Raw genomic sequence first — 15,911 nt, forward strand, 5'->3', positions numbered from 1 at the left:
GCCAGCGCCGATCGCGACGCAGGCCGGCCAGCAGGCGGGCGCTGGTGCGCCGGCAGAAGGCGGTGGCCGCCACCCAGCCGACGTCGCCGGCCAGGCGCCGCTTGACGAAGCCGAGGCGCGGCGCCTTGGCGAAGACCACCAGGACAGGGCGGAAAAGCATGCCCGATTGCTATCAGAGGCCCAGGCGCGAGTCCACGTTGCGGATATGCTCGACCAGCCAGGGCGTGAGGCTGCACTCCAGGTCTTCGCACAGGAAGCGGAATTCGTCGCGCCGCGCTTCGGCGATCATCACCAGCAGGTCGGAATAGAGAATCTCGTGCAGCATGCGGTGGCTTTCCAGGCGGGAACTGCCGATCCGTTCCAAAAAGGCCTCCTCGCTGGCGAAGTGGGCCTTGACCTCGCCGGCCAGGATCATCAACCCGGTTTCGATATCCGGGCGCGCCATGCCACCGGCCATCAAACGGCCATGAAAATCGTTGAGCAGGTCGATCAGGCGCCGATGTTCCAGGTCGAACTCGGAAATTCCGACACTGAGGTCCGGACTCCAATCCAGAAGAACCATCCGCCACCTCCATCCTGGGGGATAATACGAGGTTCCGATTTCCTTGGCTACCTACGAACCCTCGTAGGGTGGCAATTCCTCTAAATCGAAAGCGGCAGACATCAGGGCGCGGGTGTAGGGATCGCGCGGGCGGGTGAAGATCTCGTGGGCCGGCCCCTGTTCCACCGCCCGGCCACGGCGCATGACCAGGATGTCGTGGGCCAGAGCGCGCACCACCTTCAGGTCGTGGCTGATGAACAGGTAGGCCAGGCCGTGGCGGCGTTGCAGGTCGCGCAGCAGCTCGACGATCTGGGCCTGGACCGACATGTCGAGCGCGCTGGTCGGTTCGTCCAGCACGATCAGATCGGGCTTCAACGCCAGGGCGCGGGCGATGGCGATGCGCTGGCGCTGACCGCCCGAGAATTCGTGGGGATAGCGGTCCTGCATGGCCGCTTCCAGCCCCACTTCATCCAGGGCGCGGCCGATCAGGGCGCGCCGTTCCCCGGCATCGCCGCCCAAACCGTGCACCAGGAGGCCTTCTTCGACGATCTGGCCCACCGACAGGCGGGGGCTGAGCGATCCGTAAGGGTCCTGGAAGACGATCTGCATGCGCCGCCGCAACCGGCGCAGATCGTTCCCGGCCAAGCCTTGCAGGTCGTGGCCGTCGAACAGCACCGCGCCCCGGCTGGCTTCCAGGCGGATCAGCGCCCGCCCCAGGGTCGTCTTGCCCGATCCGCTTTCCCCCACCACCCCCAGGGTATGGCCGCGCTTCACCGACAGGGTGATGCCGTCCACCGCCTTGACGTGATCGACGGTCCGGCGGAACAAGCCCTTTTTGATCGGGAACCAGACCTTGACCTCGCGCCCGGCCGCCAGTTCGGGCTGAGCGGGGTCTGCGGGATCGGGCAGGCCCTTGGGTTCGGCGGCCAGCAGGCGGCGGGTGTAGTCGTGGTCGGGGCCGGCGAAGATGCGGGCGGTGGGGCCTTCCTCGACGATACGGCCCTGGGTCATCACCGCCACCCGGTCGGCGATCTTGCGCACGATGCCCAGGTCGTGGGTGATGAACAGCATGGCCATCCCGAGCCGGGCCTGCAGGTCCTTCAGCAGCTTGAGGATCTGGGCCTGGATGGTGACGTCCAGGGCCGTGGTGGGTTCGTCAGCGATCAGCAGGTCGGGCTCGTTGGCGAGCGCCATGGCGATCATCGCCCGTTGCTGCTGGCCGCCCGAGAATTCGTGGGGCAGGGCGTCCAGGCGGCCTTCGGCCTCGGGCAGGCCCACCAGATGCAGCAGTTCGATCACCCGTTCGCGGGCCTGGCGGCGCGTCGTCGCCCGATGCAGCAAAAGAGTCTCGGCGATCTGCCTTTCGATGGAGTGGAGCGGATTGAGCGAGGTGAGCGGCTCTTGGAAGATCATGGCGATGCGGTCGCCGCGAACGGCCTGCAGGCGATGGGCGGGCGCCCCCATCAGTTCCTCGCCCTGGAAACGCACGCTGCCCGAGGGATGCCGGGCCAAGGGATAGGGCAGGAGCTGCACCACCGAAAGCGCGCTCACCGACTTGCCGGAACCGCTTTCGCCCACCAACGCCAAGGTCTCGCCCCGGTCGATGTGGAAGGACACGCCCCGGACCGCTTCGGCGGCACCGAACGACACCCGCAGGTCGGCGACTTCCAGCAGGCGGCTCATCTGAAGATCTTTCGCGGGTCGAAGGCGTCGCGCACCGCCTCGCCGATGAACACCAGCAGGCTCAAGGTCGCCGCCAGCACGAAGAAAGCGGTCAGCCCCAGCCAGGGGGCATGCAGGTTGGCCTTGCCCTGGCCCAGCAACTCGCCTAAGGAGGCCGAGCCGGGCGGCAGGCCGAAACCCAGGAAATCCAGCGCGGTGAGCGTGGTGATCGACCCCGACAGGATGAAGGGCAGGAAGGTGAAGGTCGCCACCATGGCGTTGGGCAGGATGTGGCGGACCATGATGCGGACGTCGCTCACCCCCAGGGCGCGGGCGGCGCGCACGTAGTCGAAATTGCGGGCGCGCAGGAATTCGGCGCGCACCACGCCCACCAGCCCCATCCAGGAAAACAGCAGCATGATGAACAGCAGCCAGCCGAAATTCGGCTCGACGATACTGGCCAGGATGATGAGCAGGAACAGCATGGGCAGACCGTCCCAGATCTCGATGAAGCGCTGGAAAAGCAGATCGACCAGGCCACCGAAATAGCCCTGCACGGCACCGGCCGCGATGCCCACCAGGGAACTGACCAGGGTCAGCGCCAGGCCGAACAGCACCGAGATGCGAAAGCCGTAGATCAGCCGCGCCAGCACGTCCCGCCCCTGGTCGTCGGTACCCAGCCAGTTGTCTCGGGAAGGCGGGGCCGGGGCCGGCACCGTCAGGTGGTAGTTCACGGTGCGAAAGCTGTAGGGAATGGCCGGCCAGACCATCCAGCCCTTGGCCTCGATGGCCGCCTTGATCTCGGCGTCGCGGTAGTCGGTCTCGGTCTCCAGGAAGCCGCCGAAGACGGTTTCCGGATAACTCTTGAACACCGGCATGTAGAGGCCGCCCTCGTAGGACAGCAAGATGGGCTTGTCGTTGGCGACGAATTCGGCGAACAGGCTGGCGAAAAAGAGGCCCAGGAACAGCCACAGCGACCAATAGCCGCGCCGGTTGGCGCGGAAGTTGGCGAGCCGGCGCCGATCCATCGGGGTCAGCCTAGGCATGGCGCCTCTCGAAGTCGATGCGCGGATCGACCAGCATGTAGGTCACGTCGCTGACGATCTTCAGCACCAGCCCCAGCAGGGAGTAGATGTAGAGCGTCCCGAACATCACCGGATAGTCCCGGTTGATCGCCGCCTCGAAACCCAGTTGGCCCAGCCCGTCCAAGGAGAAGATCACCTCGATCAGCATGGAACCGGTGAACAGGATGCCCACCAGGGCCGCGGGAAAGCCCGCGATCACGATCAGCATGGCGTTGCGGAAGATGTGGCCGTAGAGCACGCGTCGTTCGCCCAGGCCCTTGGCGCGGGCGGTGACCACGTACTGCTTGTTGATTTCCTCCAGGAAGGAGTTCTTGGTCAAGAGGGTCAGGCTGGCGAAGCCGCCGATCACCATGGACAGGATGGGCAGGGCCAGGTGCCAGAAGTAATCGGCGACCTTGGCCCAGAACGACAGGTCGGCGAAATTGTCGGAATAGAGCCCGCGCAAGGGGAACCAGGCGAAATAGCGCCCCCCGGCGAACAGCACGATCAGAAGGATGGCGAACAGGAAGCCGGGCACCGCGTGGCCGACGATCACCAAGCCGCTACTCCACACGTCGAAGCGCGAGCCGTCGCGCACCGCCTTGGCGACGCCCAACGGAATCGAGATCAGGTAGACCAGCAGGGTGGTCCACAAACCCAGCGAGATGGACACCGGCATCTTGTCCAGGATCAGGTCGATGACCTGGCGGTCGCGGAAGTAGCTGGACCCGAAATCGAAGCGCACATAGCTGGACAGCATCATCAGAAAGCGTTCGTGGGCCGGCTTGTCGAAGCCGAACTGGCGTTCGATCTCCTTGACGAAGTCGGGATCGAGGCCGCGGGCGCCCCGGTACCTGGAAGCCTCGCCGCCCCCCGGCACCGGGGCCGCCCGGCCGGCCTCGCCGCCCGCCTGGCCGCCGACGCGGGCGGTGGCTTCCACCCCCATGCCGGTGATCTTGGAGATCATCTGTTCGACCGGACCGCCCGGCGCCGCCTGCACGATGACGAAGTTCATCACCATGATGCCCAGCAGGGTGGGCACGATCAGCAAAAGGCGACGGGCGATATAGGCGAGCATCAGGCCCTTTCGATGGCCCGCCAGCCGATGTCGCGGCGGCAGAAGCCGTCCGGCCAGTGGATGGCGTCGACGGCCGCGTAAGCCTTCTTCTGGGCTTCCTTGACCGTCTTGCCGCGTCCGGCGACGCCCAACACGCGACCGCCGTTGGCCAGAACCCGCCCGTTGCCGGACGCCTTGGTCCCGGCATGGAACACCACGACCCCGTCTCGATCGGCGGCCTTGTCCAGCCCCTTGATCTCGGAGCCTTTCTCGTAATGGCCGGGATAGCCCTGGGCGGCCATCACCACCACCAGCGAGGCTTCCTTGCGCCACTTGAGCTTGACGTCGTCCAGCCGGCCCTCGGCGCAGGCCACCAGGGCCTCCAGCAGGTCGGACTTGAGACGCAAGAGCAGGGCCTGGCATTCGGGATCGCCGAAGCGGACGTTGATCTCCAGCAGCCGGGGCCCGTCCTTAGCGATCATCAGGCCGGCGAACAGCACGCCCTTGTAGGGGCGCCCCTCGGCCGCCATGGCCTTGATCAGCGGGGTGACGATCTTGTCCATCACCCGCTTTTCCATGGCCGCATCGACCACCGGAGCCGGCGAATAGGCCCCCATGCCGCCGGTGTTGGGTCCCTTGTCCCCGTCGTAGGCCGCCTTGTGATCCTGCGCGGAAGCCAGCGGGATGGCCCGTTCGCCGTCCACCAGGGCGAAGAAGCTGGCTTCCTCGCCTTCCAGGAATTCCTCGATGATGACCTGATCGCCCGCCTCGCCGAAGGCTCGTTCGGTCATGATGTGGTCGATGGCGGCGAAGGCCTCGTTGTGGTTGTGGCAGAGGATCACCCCCTTGCCGGCCGCCAGGCCGTCCGCCTTCACCACCAGGCGGGCCGGCAGGCGCATGATGTATTCCTTGGCGGCGTCGGGTTCGTCGAAGGTGCCGAAGGCGGCGGTGGGAATGCCGTACTTGGCGCAGATGTCCTTCATGAAAGCCTTGGAACCTTCCAGGGCGGCGGCGGCCGCGCTGGGGCCGAAGACCATGATCCCGGCGTCTTCCAGCTTGTCGGCGAGGCCCGCCACCAGGGGCGCCTCGGGGCCGACGACCACCAGGGCGATTCGCTCAGCGATATCCAGGCATTCGGCGACCGCCGCGATGCCGGCATTGCCGGGCGCGCAATAGAGCTTTTCGCAAAGCGGAGATTGAGCAATCGCCCAGCAGAGAGCATGCTCGCGACCCCCGGACCCGACCACCAGAACCTTCATGCCTCCTCCTGCTTCTCCAGCCCGCTTGTTCGGCGGGGATGCCTAGCGGTAATAAATACCAAGGATGACCACGCAACAACCCCCCTCTTGCGACCCCGGCCACAATACCCCCGTATTCACGGTGGGCGAACTGGCCCAGGCGCTCAAGCTGACGGTCGAGGAGACCTTCCCCTTCCTTCGGGTGCGGGGGGAGATCTCGGGCTTCAAGCGCGCCGCGTCCGGCCACCTGTACTTCGCTCTCAAGGACGCCGAGGCGGTTCTGGAGGCGGTCTGCTGGAAAGGCACCGCCCAGCGGCTGGGCGTGGGGATGGAGGACGGCATCGAGGTCGTCGCCACCGGACGGCTGACCACCTACCCCGGCAGGTCGAAGTACCAGATGGTGGTCGATTCCGTGGAATTGGCCGGCGAAGGCGCCCTGCTCAAGGTGCTGGAGGACCGGCGCCGCCGGCTTGCCGCGGAGGGCCTGTTCGACGCCGCCCGCAAGAAACGTCTGCCCTTTCTCCCCGGAACCATCGGCGTGGTGACGTCGCCCACCGGGGCGGTGATCCGCGATATCCTGCACCGGTTGGCGGACCGCTTTCCGCGCCGGGTGCTGGTCTGGCCGGTGCTGGTCCAGGGAGACGGGGCGGCGGCTCAGGTGGCCGCTGCCGTCCGCGGCTTCGACGGCCTGCCGGCGGATTTGAGGCCCGATCTGGTGATCGTGGCGCGCGGCGGCGGCAGCCTGGAGGACCTCTGGGCCTTCAACGAGGAAATCGTGGTGCGCGCGGTGGCCGACTGTTCGATTCCGGTCATTTCGGCGGTCGGGCACGAGACCGACACCACCCTGATCGACTTCGCCGCCGACGTCCGGGCCCCCACCCCGACCGCCGCCGCCGAGATGGCGGTGCCGGTGCGCGCCGATCTGATGGCCCAGGTGCAGGACGACGGCCAGCGCCTGACGGTCGCCCTGCGGCGCCGGCTGGCGGAATTCGACTTGCGGCTCGCCGGTCTCGAACGCGGCCTGCCCCGGCCGGGACGGCTGATCGAGGAAGCGGCGCAACGTCTGGACGACCGGACCGAACGGCTGGAACGGGCGCTGCGGCGGATTGTCGAACGAAGCGGCGAGAAGTTGCTGCGCACCGCCGGACGCCTGGAAGGGCCGCGGCAGCTGATCGAAGTCTCGCAAGGCCGGCTGGCCGGCGAATTCCGAGCGCTGACCCAGGCGGCACGGGCGGCGCTGCGCCACGGCGAGAGCCGCATGCTTCAGGCCGGGGCCCTGCTCGACAGCCTGTCCTACCGTCGGGTCCTGGAGCGGGGTTTCGCCCTGGTCAAGGACGGGGCCGGCCATCCCGTGACTTCGGCCAAGGCCGTCCGGCCGGGAATGAATTTGGCGGTCACCTTCCACGACGGCGACAGCCACGCCGTCGCCACCGGCCGCAGGGGCAAGCCAGGCGACGACCGCCAGGGATCGTTGCTGTGAAGGGCGCCATCCTCGCCCTGCTCGTGCTCGCGCTTCCCGTCCCGGCCGCCGGGCTGACCTTGGACGGCCCCTTGACCCAGGGCGGGCTGGTGGTCGGGCGTGCCCCGCCCGGCACTCGCGTCACCTTGGACGGCGCCCCCGTCCGGGTGTCGCAGGACGGGCTGTTCCTGCTGGGCTTCGGGCGCGACGCCCCGGCCCGCGCCGAACTTTCGCTCACCGGCCCGGACGGGCGGACGGAAACCCGTGACTTGAAGGTGGCGGCACGGGAATATCCGGTCCAACGCATCGAAGGCCTGCCGGAAAAGAAGGTCTCGCCGCCGCCCGAGGACCTGGAACGCATCCGCCGCGAAAGCGCCCAGGTCGCCGAGGCCCGCAAGGCGGACACGGCCCGACCGTTCTTCGGCGACGGTTTCGTCTGGCCGGCCGACGGGGTGGTGTCGGGGGTCTTCGGGTCCCAGCGCATCCTGAACGGCAAACCGCGCGCGCCTCACAACGGCGTCGACATAGCGGCGTCCACCGGCACGCCGGTACGCGCCATGGGGGCCGGCATCGTGCGCCTGGCCCATCCCGACATGCTGCTTACCGGCCGCACCCTGATGATCGACCATGGCCATGGACTGACTTCGGTCTACCTCCACCTGGAAGATATCCGGGTCGCCGAAGGCCGGGAAGTCGCCAAGGGCACCGTGATCGGCAGCGTCGGTAAGTCGGGCCGGGCGACCGGGCCGCATCTGCACTGGGGGGTGAACCTGTTCGCCACCGCCCTCGATCCCGTTCTCGTCGTCGCGGAGCCCAAGCCATGAAGACAGTCGGCATAAACCTCGCGCTGCTGCTGGCCGTGGTTCTGGCGGCCGAGCTCGTGTTCGGCGGCTGGATGGGCGGGGGCTACGGCACCTTGGTCATCCCGCGCAACGTCGACCGGCCGTTCGAGACGACCAACCTGTATGGCGGCGGCATCGTCCGCTTCAAGCGGGACCGCCATGGCCTGCGCGGGACCTACGAGGACCCGGCGCGCATCGACATCCTGGCCATCGGGGGCAGCACCACCAACGAAATCTTCATCGGCGAGGGGATGACCTGGACCGATACTCTCGCCAAGGCCTTCTCCGAGAACGGCCGCAAGGTGACGGTCGTCAACGCGGGCGTGGACGGCCAGAGCACCATCGGGCACCTGAAGAACTTCGACCTGTGGTTTCCAAGGATTCCCGGCCTGAAGCCACGCTACGTGCTGGCCTACCTGGGCATCAACGACTTCGCGGTGGCCGCCACCGGGCATCTGGGCAAGCAGGACCACATGGAGGCTCCGACCCGCAAGTGGAAGCAATGGCTGATCAACAACAGCGCCGTCTACGGGCTCTACCGGACCCTCAAGGGCGCCTGGCAGGCCCGGCGGGCCGACCTGATCCACAATCAGAAGAACTACGACGGCACCCCCTGGACCGCGGCCGCCACCCAACCCGACCTTGCCGGCGAGGAACGGCGCCTCGCGCCCCATCTGGAAGCCTATGCGGGGCGGTTGAAGGAACTGGCGGCGCGAATCCGCGGCTTGGGGGCCGAGGCCATCCTGGTGACCCAGCACAAGGCGACCTACCGCATCCGCGACGGGCTTGTGCTGGGCAAGCCCCTGCCGGACGGGCGAGTGGACATCGGGGAATACGCCGGCCTCGCCGCCTTCAACAAGACCACCCTGGCGGTCTGCCGCGAGGTCAAGGCGATTTGCGTCGATCTGGCCGGCGAACTCTTCTTCGAGGACGGCGACCACTACGACGGCCTGCACACCACGCCCAAGGGTTCGGAAAAAATCGGCCGCTACCTCGAAGCCAGGCTGCGCGACCTCCTGGTCACCCCCCGGTAAGATTCATGTGCCGCCCGACCGCCGGCCGTCCGGTCAAGGGATCGGTGGTGAACTCGTGGCCCTTGGGCTTGCGGGCAATGGCGCGGTCGATGGCCTCGCCCAGCGGCCCGTCTCCCGGATCGGCTCGCAGGGGCGTGCGGAGGTCGACCGAGTCCTCCTGGCCCAGGCACATGAACAGGGTTCCGGTGCAGGTCAGCCGCACCCGGTTGCAGGCATCGCAGAAATGGGCCGACAGCGGCGTGATGAATCCCAGCTTGCGGCCCGTCTCCTCGACGCGCATGTAGCGGGCCGGGCCGCCGGTGGTCTCGGGAATGTCGGCCAGGGTCCAGGAATCGGACAAGCGGCGGCGCACCTCGGCCAAGGGCAGGAAGCCGGCATCCGGCAACCCGCCCGCCTCGCCCAGCGGCATCATCTCGATCAGGGTCAGGTCGAACCCCTGCTCGCCGCACCAGTGCAGCATGGCGTCGAACTCGCCGTCTTCGTAACGCCCGAAGGCGACCTTGTTGATCTTGATTTCCAAGCCCGCCGCCTTGGCGGCCGCGATGCCTTCCAGTACCTGGGCGAGACGGTCCTGGCGGGTGATTTGACGAAAGCGGGCGGCATCCAGGGTATCCAGCGACACGTTAACCCGCTTGACGCCGCAAGCCGCCAGTTCATCGACATAGCGGGCCAGTTGGCTGCCGTTGGTGGTGAGTGCCAGTTCGCCCAGCGCACCGCCTTCCAGATGCCTTCCGAGGGAGTGGAACAGGCTCGCCACGTTGCGCCGCACCAAAGGCTCGCCGCCGGTGATGCGGATCTTCCTCACCCCGCGTGCGACGAAGGCGGCGCAAACCCGGTCGATTTCCTCCAGGGTCAACAAGTCCCGGCGGGGCACGAAGGCGGTGTCCTCGGCCATGCAATAGCGGCAACGGAAGTCGCAGCGGTCGGTGATCGATACCCGCAGGTAGGTAATGGCGCGGCCGAAGGGATCGACGAGGGACGGCATGGCTCGCTCTGTGCAGGGAAAGGCCGGCCGTCATATCCGGACGGACATGACACCGAAGGCGATGATGCTACAGTTCGCCCTGGTGGCGCAACGGATTCCAGGGGCGGCGCGGGCGGCCTGGAGCCCTCGGAGACGATGGCAATTTGCATAAAATTTTATCGAATGTTCCAGGCAAATCCTCTGAAATGCATTTCAAAACTATCTAAAATGAAAAATATTGTATTTCCATGGCGTACGGCTATATTACATGTAGGCTCCCTCGTGGGCCTACAATAAGGGCGATGGCTCAGGCCCCCCAACCAACATCGCCTTTTATTGTCCAGGCTACTCGCACTCCGGAACCTCGTCGGCTCAAGGTTCCGGGGTGCGAGGGCCGACAATTTATTACAAATATTTACATTATGTTACCTGTAATCCTTTCGCATTCGCTCGGGCAGTCTTTTCGGCGTCGTTGAAGTCGTGGCGTCCCGAGTCGAAGCAAATCCCCCTGGAAAGCGGGTCGGGGCCGTGCTAGCCCTTGCGTCGTCTCGCCCTGGGTCTTGATCTCTGGAATTGTTCCATGCCTGATTATTCCTTGGAACGCAAAGCGGACTGCCTGGTCGCCGGAATCGACGAGGCCGGACGCGGCCCCTGGGCAGGGCCTGTAGTGGCGGCGGCCGTGATCCTGGACCCGGACGACATCCCGCAAGGCCTGGACGATTCCAAGAAACTCAAGCCGGCGCGCCGCGAGGTCCTGTTCTCTCTGATCGCCGACCGCGCCAGGGTCGGCGTCGGCATCGCCGACGTCGATGAGATCGACCGCGTCAACATCCTCCAGGCCACCCTGATCGCCATGGAGCGGGCAGTCGAGAACCTCGGTATCCGGCCGGAATTGGCGCTGGTGGACGGCAACCGCCCCCCCCACTTGCCTTGCCCCGTCCGTTGCGTCGTCAAGGGCGATGCCGCGTCGTTCAGCATCGCCGCAGCCTCCATCGTCGCCAAGGTGACCCGCGACCGCATCATGGCGGACTTGGCGACAGCCTTTCCCGGCTATGGATGGGCGGCCAACGCCGGCTACGGCACCCCGGAGCACCAGGAGGCCCTGCGACGGCTTGGCCCGACGCCGCACCACCGCCGCAGCTTCGCCCCGGTGCGCGCCTTGCTGTCCCGTCTGCCCGGCTTGTAGCCCTACATCGTCCCGAAGGATGGAGAGACGGACCGCAGGGCCTCGCGCAGCGTCGCGTTGTCGAGGGTCAATTCCACCACGGCCCGGCGCAGTCGGGCGTTTTCCAGTTCCAGTTCCCGCAGGTGCCGGAGCTGGGTACCGTCCGCCGTCATCTCGCACCGCGGGTCGGGGGCGCGGATGGGCGCGCGCATCATGGCGTGGCCGCCTTGGTCAGCGAGGCCAAGTCGCGGCGCTGACAGGCGGCCAGGGTCTCGCGGGCCCTGGTCATCAGGCGGTCGTAAAGGTCGGGGCCGGCGGGCAGGCCGAATCCGCTGGGATCGAAGCCGCGCCGGGCGCAACCTTCCTGGGCCAGGTTGAAGCGCCATTCCAGGTAGCGCAGGTCGGAAGCCCCCATGTGCAGCGGCACCCCGACGGTGGTGCCGAGGGCGGAACGGACCGCGTCCTCAAGGTGATGCAGTTCGTGCATCACCGCGATCTCGTTGTCCAAGATGGCATCGACCGAATCCGGATAGACCCGCGCCAGGGCCGGCGCCAACACATGCACCGCCACGTGGGCGAGGCGGGGATCGAGCCAGAAGCGCAGATCCTGCGCCGTGCCCGGACGGTCGGGCGCGCCGGTCTGGCTGGCGGTCAGGACAGGCAATTGGGTGGAAAGGGTAAGGGTGCGGGCGTTCAGGTCCGGCATTACCAGGCGGGCCTCGGCGATCGCCCCTTCCAGGGCGGGGCCGCTCCAGACCACCAAGTCGGCTGCGCGCAGGGCCTGGACTTGGGCAGCCGATAGGTCGGCGAGTCGTCCGGCGGTGCGTTGGGGCATCAGCAGTTCCGGTTCGGCGACTCCCTTCAGCAGCTTGGCGACCAGCGAATGGAGAGGCGGCAGGCTGACCACCACGCGTGGCGGTTGGGCGGCGGCCGGCAGGGACAGGGCGGCAAGGATGACCAGGGCCGGCAGGATACGGCGGATCATGGATATGGGACTCCCCCAGGAAATGACGAATGCCCCCCGGCTCGCAACCGTCATGCCAGAAGAAGACCGCCGCTTCCCGGACCTTTTCCGCGCCATGGATGGGTGAATTGCCGCAGGGCTGCGGCATTTGACCCGGTCTGCTATGGTGATGGCATGAAGTTCCCCCATCCCCTCGTCCCCGGACGGCTGGTCAAGCGCTACAAACGCTTTCTGGCCGACGTCGTCCTGGAAGGCGGCGAGACCGTCGTCGCCCATTGCGCCAATTCGGGCTCCATGCTCGGCGTAAACATGCCGGGCTCCGATGTCTGGCTGTCCCCGGCCGCCAACCCGGACCGCAAGCTGCGCTGGACCTGGGAACTGCTGCGGGTGGGCGAAGGGCTGGTCGGCATCAATACCGCGCACCCCAACGCCCTGGTGGCCGAGGCGGTGGCCGCCGGGATTATCCCGGAACTGGCCGGCTACGCCACCATCCGCCGCGAGGTGAAGTACGGCCGGAATTCGCGCATCGACCTGCTGCTGGAAGGCCAGGGAAGGCCGCCCTGCTACGTGGAAGTCAAGAACGTCACCCTGATGCGCGAACCCGGCTTGGCCGAATTTCCCGATGCGGTGACCCGCCGGGGCGCCAAGCACTTGGAAGAACTGGCCGCCATGGTGGGCCAGGGTGCGCGGGCGGTCATGGTTTATCTGGTGCAGCGCGAGGATTGCAGTCGCTTCGCCCCCGCCGCCGACATCGATCCGGCCTATGCCGAAGGACTGGAACGGGCGCGCCGTCAAGGCGTGGAGGCCCTTTGCCGCGCCTGCCGCATATCGCCGGAAGGGATAGAGTTGGCATCCCCCCTCGCCTTCGTCTAAATAAGAAGCATGAACAACGACTGGTCGAGCAGCGCGATGGTGGACGGGCGGCGGATCGTGATTCATGGTCCCGAGGAATTCGAGGGCATGCGCAAGGCCGGCCGCCTGGCCGCCGAGACGCTCGATTTCATCACTCCCCACGTCAAATCCGGTGTGACGACGGGCGAACTGGACCGTCTGTGCCACGATTTCATCGTCGGCCACGGGGCCGTGCCGGCACCGCTGGACTACCGTGGCTTTCCCAAGTCCACCTGCACCTCGGTCAACCATGTGGTCTGCCACGGAATCCCGGGCGACAAGACTCTGACCGACGGCGATATCCTCAATATCGACGTCACGGTGATCCTGGACGGCTGGTTCGGCGACACCAGCCGCATGTACTACGTGGGCGAGGTCGGCGTAAAAGCCCGCCGCTTGGTGGAAACGACCTACGAGGCCATGTGGCGCGGCATCCGGGCCGTCAAGTCTGGAGCCACCACCGGAGATATCGGCTTCGCCATCCAGTCCTATGCCGAGGGCCATCGCTATTCGGTAGTGCGGGACTTCTGCGGCCACGGGCTGGGCCGGGTCTTCCACGAGGCTCCCAACATCATGCATTTCGGCCGCCGCGGCGAGGGGCTGGCGCTCCGCGAAGGCATGTTCTTCACCATCGAGCCGATGATCAACGCCGGCCGCTACGAGGTAAAGGTGCTGGACGACGGCTGGACGGCAGTCACCAAGGACAAGTCCTTGTCGGCCCAGTTCGAGCATTCGGTGGCGGTCACGGCGGACGGCGTCGAAGTCTTCACCCTTTCGCCGGCGGGTTTCCATTGCCCGCCCTATGACCTGTAATGGCCGACGAAGCGGACAGGAAGCCCCATTACGTGGGCCATCGCGATCGCCTGCGGCAGCGCTTCCTGCAGGACGAGGAAGCGAAGCTGCCCGACTACGAGATCCTGGAGTTGCTGCTTTTCCACGCCATTCCGCGCCGGGACGTCAAGCCCCTGGCCAAGGCCTTGATCGACCGGTTCGGCAGCCTGGGCGGCGTCTTTAGCGCCGATCCGGCCCGCTTGGCCGAATTTCCCGCCGTCAAGGACACCACCGCCGCCCTGTTCCGCTTGGTGCGCGAAGCGGCGAAGCGCATGGGGCGGGAGGATCTGGCGGGAAAGCCTGTCCTGGGTTCCTACGATGCCCTGGTGACCTATTGCCGGGCCAGCATGGGCTACGAGGAGACGGAGCGGTTCCGCGTTCTGTTCCTCAACCGCAAGAACATGCTGATCGCCGACGAGGTGCAGCAGAAGGGCACCGTCGACCATACCCCCGTCTATCCGCGCGAGGTGGTGAAGCGGGCCCTGGAACTGGGGGCGACCGCCCTGATCCTGGTGCACAACCATCCCTCGGGCGACACCCAGCCGTCTCGCGCCGACGTGGACATGACCAAGGAAATCCAGCAGGTCGCCAAGTCCTTGGGCATCGTCCTGCACGACCACATCGTCATCGGCCGGGCGGGCTACTGGTCCTTCCGGGAACAGAACCTGCTCTGAGCCGTCCCCTTGCAGGGGCCGGCCCCCCCCTGCTATATGGGCCCTTCAATGGCCGGACGGACGTTCATGAGCAGACGCAGGCAGATCTTCGAAGGCAAGGGCAAGGTTCTCTTCGAGGGCCCCGAGCCGGGTACCCTCGTCCAATACTTCAAGGACGATGCCACCGCCTTCAACAAGCGCAAGCGCGGCACCATCACCGGCAAGGGGGTCATCAACAACCGCATCTCCGAACACCTGATGCTGCGCCTGGGGGAAATCGGCATCCCCACCCACTTCCTACGCCGCCTCAACATGCGCGAGCAGCTGATTCGCGAGGTCGAGATCATCCCCATCGAGGTGGTGGTGCGCAACATCGTGGCCGGCTCGCTGGCCGAACGGTTCGGCATGGCCGAGGGCGTGCCATTGCCCCGCTCCATCGTCGAGTACTATTACAAGTCCGACGACCTGGGCGACCCTCTGATTACCGAGGAGCACATCACCGCGTTCGGCTGGGCCACGCCCCAGGAAATGGACGAGATGATGTCGCTGGCGCTCCGCATCAACGATTTCCTGTCCGGCCTGTTCTACGGCATCGGCATCCGGCTGGTGGACTTCAAGGTGGAATTCGGCCGGCTTTGGGAAAACGAGCAGATGCGCATCGTGCTGGCCGACGAGATCAGCCCCGACAACTGCCGCCTGTGGGATCTGAAGACCAACGAGAAGCTGGACAAGGACCGCTTCCGCCGCGATCTGGGCGGGGTGGCGGAAGCCTACCAGGAGGTAGCCCGCCGCCTGGGCATCCTGCCCGAGGGCGGCCCCCGCGACCTGCAAGGCCCGGAGACCATGCAATGAAAGCCAAAGTCCACGTCACCCTGAAGAACGGCGTCCTCGATCCCCAGGGCAAGGCCATCCAGCATGCATTGGGATCGCTGGGATTTTCCGGCGTCGGCGACGTCCGCCAGGGCAAGTACATCGAACTCGACCTGGCCGAAACCGATCCGGCCAAGGCCCGCGAAGCCGTCGAGGCCATGTGCCGCCAGTTGCTGGCCAACACGGTGATCGAGAACTACGCCATCGACATCGGGTGACGCCCGCCTGTTGCGCCGGCCGGGCGCATAGTGAAGCCATGACCGCCGTCCCTTTGGATACCTTGAAATTCGCCCGCGAACTGGAAGAGGCGATGTCCGGCGCCGATCTGGTGACGAAGGAGTATCCGAACCTGCGTCTGCGGGACATGGAACAACGGTTGACCATCAAGATGGGCGCCATGCTGGCTGCCGCCGTCGCCCTGGTGGCCGCCCTGGTCAAGCCGCTGTAGCCGGACATCCGGCTTTCGTACCGGAAGCTGGCGATACCCAAGTCAACCTGTCACGAGCCCCGTGGCATCTCGTCCCCAGGGGACTCGGGTTAAGGCGGAAAGTCCTGCCAAGGCGGGTTTCCGCGCCTTTTGCCGTGGCACGCCGCAAGGTTTCCGTCTATACTGCCGGGGCGTCCGTCCGTTGTCGCGGATGCGGACCGGCGGGGTGGTACAAACACCGCCGCCGGT

18 protein-coding genes are annotated in these 15,911 nt (G+C 66.5%); 10 read left to right on the forward strand and 8 right to left on the reverse strand.

The features are described from left to right. Window positions 1-172: 172 nt before the first annotated feature. Genes H7841_16615 through purD form a run of 5 tightly spaced genes read right to left on the reverse strand, consistent with a single transcriptional unit; the run spans window position 173 to window position 5,583 of the window. A complete protein-coding gene (locus tag H7841_16615) occupies window positions 173-562 on the reverse strand; it encodes a hypothetical protein (protein ID MEO5338488.1) in 390 nt (129 codons plus the stop codon). Window positions 563-613: 51 nt separating this feature from the next. Beyond that, entirely contained in the window at window positions 614-2,224 is a 1,611-nt protein-coding gene (locus H7841_16620; GenBank protein ID MEO5338489.1) for an ABC transporter ATP-binding protein, read from the reverse strand. Beyond that, entirely contained in the window at window positions 2,221-3,249 is a 1,029-nt protein-coding gene (locus H7841_16625) for an ABC transporter permease (protein ID MEO5338490.1), read from the reverse strand. Before H7841_16625 ends, H7841_16620 begins: the two co-directional genes overlap by 4 nt. Beyond that, window positions 3,242-4,345, reverse strand: a complete 1,104-nt coding sequence (locus H7841_16630) for a microcin C ABC transporter permease YejB (GenBank protein ID MEO5338491.1) — start codon at window positions 4,343-4,345, stop codon at window positions 3,242-3,244. The genes H7841_16625 and H7841_16630 overlap by 8 nt, the downstream gene beginning before the upstream one ends. Beyond that, complete coding sequence (gene purD, locus H7841_16635; protein MEO5338492.1) at window positions 4,345-5,583, reverse strand: phosphoribosylamine--glycine ligase; 1,239 nt, start codon at window positions 5,581-5,583, stop codon at window positions 4,345-4,347. Before purD ends, H7841_16630 begins: the two co-directional genes overlap by 1 nt. 64 nt (window positions 5,584-5,647) lie before the next feature. Here purD and xseA point away from each other — a divergent pair, with 64 nt between their 5' ends. Genes xseA through H7841_16650 form a run of 3 tightly spaced genes read left to right on the forward strand, consistent with a single transcriptional unit; the run spans window position 5,648 to window position 8,897 of the window. Further along, a complete protein-coding gene (gene xseA / locus H7841_16640; GenBank protein ID MEO5338493.1) occupies window positions 5,648-7,042 on the forward strand; it encodes an exodeoxyribonuclease VII large subunit in 1,395 nt (464 codons plus the stop codon). Then, a complete protein-coding gene (locus tag H7841_16645) occupies window positions 7,039-7,845 on the forward strand; it encodes a M23 family metallopeptidase (GenBank protein ID MEO5338494.1) in 807 nt (268 codons plus the stop codon). The genes xseA and H7841_16645 overlap by 4 nt, the downstream gene beginning before the upstream one ends. Further along, window positions 7,842-8,897 (forward strand): GDSL-type esterase/lipase family protein, encoded by a 1,056-nt coding sequence (locus H7841_16650; protein MEO5338495.1) that lies wholly within the window; start codon window positions 7,842-7,844, stop codon window positions 8,895-8,897. The genes H7841_16645 and H7841_16650 overlap by 4 nt, the downstream gene beginning before the upstream one ends. Here the strand turns inward: H7841_16650 and moaA are convergent. Next, window positions 8,884-9,882 carry a GTP 3',8-cyclase MoaA gene (moaA, locus tag H7841_16655; GenBank protein ID MEO5338496.1) on the reverse strand — a complete coding sequence of 333 codons (999 nt, stop codon included), beginning with the start codon at window positions 9,880-9,882 and terminating at the stop codon, window positions 8,884-8,886. The genes H7841_16650 and moaA overlap by 14 nt on opposite strands. A gap of 559 nt (window positions 9,883-10,441) precedes the next feature. On the opposite strand from moaA, the gene H7841_16660 reads away from it, so the two are divergent. Beyond that, window positions 10,442-11,047, forward strand: coding sequence for a ribonuclease HII (locus tag H7841_16660; GenBank protein MEO5338497.1), 606 nt, complete (start codon window positions 10,442-10,444; stop codon window positions 11,045-11,047). Between the two features lie 2 nt (window positions 11,048-11,049). Here the strand turns inward: H7841_16660 and H7841_16665 are convergent, their stop codons facing one another. Then, a complete protein-coding gene (locus H7841_16665; GenBank protein MEO5338498.1) occupies window positions 11,050-11,241 on the reverse strand; it encodes a hypothetical protein in 192 nt (63 codons plus the stop codon). Next, window positions 11,238-12,011: a metal ABC transporter substrate-binding protein gene (locus H7841_16670; GenBank protein MEO5338499.1), complete on the reverse strand. Its 774-nt coding sequence runs from the start codon at window positions 12,009-12,011 to the stop codon at window positions 11,238-11,240. The genes H7841_16665 and H7841_16670 overlap by 4 nt, the downstream gene beginning before the upstream one ends. 153 nt (window positions 12,012-12,164) lie before the next feature. On the opposite strand from H7841_16670, the gene sfsA reads away from it, so the two are divergent. From sfsA to H7841_16700, 6 genes are all read left to right on the forward strand, one after another. Next, the gene (sfsA, locus tag H7841_16675) at window positions 12,165-12,863 is read left to right on the forward strand and encodes a DNA/RNA nuclease SfsA (GenBank protein MEO5338500.1); all 699 of its coding nucleotides are present in this window, start codon (window positions 12,165-12,167) and stop codon (window positions 12,861-12,863) included. Window positions 12,864-12,872: 9 nt separating this feature from the next. Beyond that, a complete protein-coding gene (map, locus tag H7841_16680; protein ID MEO5338501.1) occupies window positions 12,873-13,694 on the forward strand; it encodes a type I methionyl aminopeptidase in 822 nt (273 codons plus the stop codon). Next, a complete protein-coding gene (gene radC, locus H7841_16685) occupies window positions 13,694-14,386 on the forward strand; it encodes a DNA repair protein RadC (protein ID MEO5338502.1) in 693 nt (230 codons plus the stop codon). The genes map and radC overlap by 1 nt, the downstream gene beginning before the upstream one ends. A gap of 66 nt (window positions 14,387-14,452) precedes the next feature. Beyond that, window positions 14,453-15,217: a phosphoribosylaminoimidazolesuccinocarboxamide synthase gene (locus tag H7841_16690; protein ID MEO5338503.1), complete on the forward strand. Its 765-nt coding sequence runs from the start codon at window positions 14,453-14,455 to the stop codon at window positions 15,215-15,217. Further along, complete coding sequence (gene purS / locus H7841_16695) at window positions 15,214-15,453, forward strand: phosphoribosylformylglycinamidine synthase subunit PurS (protein MEO5338504.1); 240 nt, start codon at window positions 15,214-15,216, stop codon at window positions 15,451-15,453. The genes H7841_16690 and purS overlap by 4 nt, the downstream gene beginning before the upstream one ends. Window positions 15,454-15,491: 38 nt before the next feature. Beyond that, window positions 15,492-15,683 (forward strand): hypothetical protein, encoded by a 192-nt coding sequence (locus H7841_16700; protein ID MEO5338505.1) that lies wholly within the window; start codon window positions 15,492-15,494, stop codon window positions 15,681-15,683. Window positions 15,684-15,911 lie beyond the last annotated feature (228 nt).

Origin of the sequence: Magnetospirillum sp. WYHS-4 (genome assembly GCA_039908345.1) — a bacterium.
In the GTDB taxonomy this organism is placed as follows: Bacteria; Pseudomonadota; Alphaproteobacteria; order Rhodospirillales; family GLO-3; genus JAMOBD01.

Bases quoted from the DNA above. Each gene is read 5' to 3' on its own strand.
- H7841_16615 (MEO5338488.1), bottom strand. From the start codon at position 562: ATGGTTCTTCTGGATTGGAGTCCGGACCTCAGTGTCGGAATTTCCGAG.
- H7841_16620 (MEO5338489.1), bottom strand. From the start codon at position 2,224: ATGAGCCGCCTGCTGGAAGTCGCCGACCTGCGGGTGTCGTTCGGTGCC.
- H7841_16625 (MEO5338490.1), bottom strand. From the start codon at position 3,249: ATGCCTAGGCTGACCCCGATGGATCGGCGCCGGCTCGCCAACTTCCGC.
- H7841_16630 (MEO5338491.1), bottom strand. From the start codon at position 4,345: ATGCTCGCCTATATCGCCCGTCGCCTTTTGCTGATCGTGCCCACCCTG.
- purD (MEO5338492.1), bottom strand. From the start codon at position 5,583: ATGAAGGTTCTGGTGGTCGGGTCCGGGGGTCGCGAGCATGCTCTCTGC.
- xseA (MEO5338493.1), top strand. From the start codon at position 5,648: ATGACCACGCAACAACCCCCCTCTTGCGACCCCGGCCACAATACCCCC.
- H7841_16650 (MEO5338495.1), top strand. From the start codon at position 7,842: ATGAAGACAGTCGGCATAAACCTCGCGCTGCTGCTGGCCGTGGTTCTG.
- moaA (MEO5338496.1), bottom strand. From the start codon at position 9,882: ATGCCGTCCCTCGTCGATCCCTTCGGCCGCGCCATTACCTACCTGCGG.
- H7841_16660 (MEO5338497.1), top strand. From the start codon at position 10,442: ATGCCTGATTATTCCTTGGAACGCAAAGCGGACTGCCTGGTCGCCGGA.
- H7841_16665 (MEO5338498.1), bottom strand. From the start codon at position 11,241: ATGATGCGCGCGCCCATCCGCGCCCCCGACCCGCGGTGCGAGATGACG.
- H7841_16670 (MEO5338499.1), bottom strand. From the start codon at position 12,011: ATGATCCGCCGTATCCTGCCGGCCCTGGTCATCCTTGCCGCCCTGTCC.
- sfsA (MEO5338500.1), top strand. From the start codon at position 12,165: ATGAAGTTCCCCCATCCCCTCGTCCCCGGACGGCTGGTCAAGCGCTAC.
- map (MEO5338501.1), top strand. From the start codon at position 12,873: ATGAACAACGACTGGTCGAGCAGCGCGATGGTGGACGGGCGGCGGATC.
- radC (MEO5338502.1), top strand. From the start codon at position 13,694: ATGGCCGACGAAGCGGACAGGAAGCCCCATTACGTGGGCCATCGCGAT.
- H7841_16690 (MEO5338503.1), top strand. From the start codon at position 14,453: ATGAGCAGACGCAGGCAGATCTTCGAAGGCAAGGGCAAGGTTCTCTTC.
- purS (MEO5338504.1), top strand. From the start codon at position 15,214: ATGAAAGCCAAAGTCCACGTCACCCTGAAGAACGGCGTCCTCGATCCC.
- H7841_16700 (MEO5338505.1), top strand. From the start codon at position 15,492: ATGACCGCCGTCCCTTTGGATACCTTGAAATTCGCCCGCGAACTGGAA.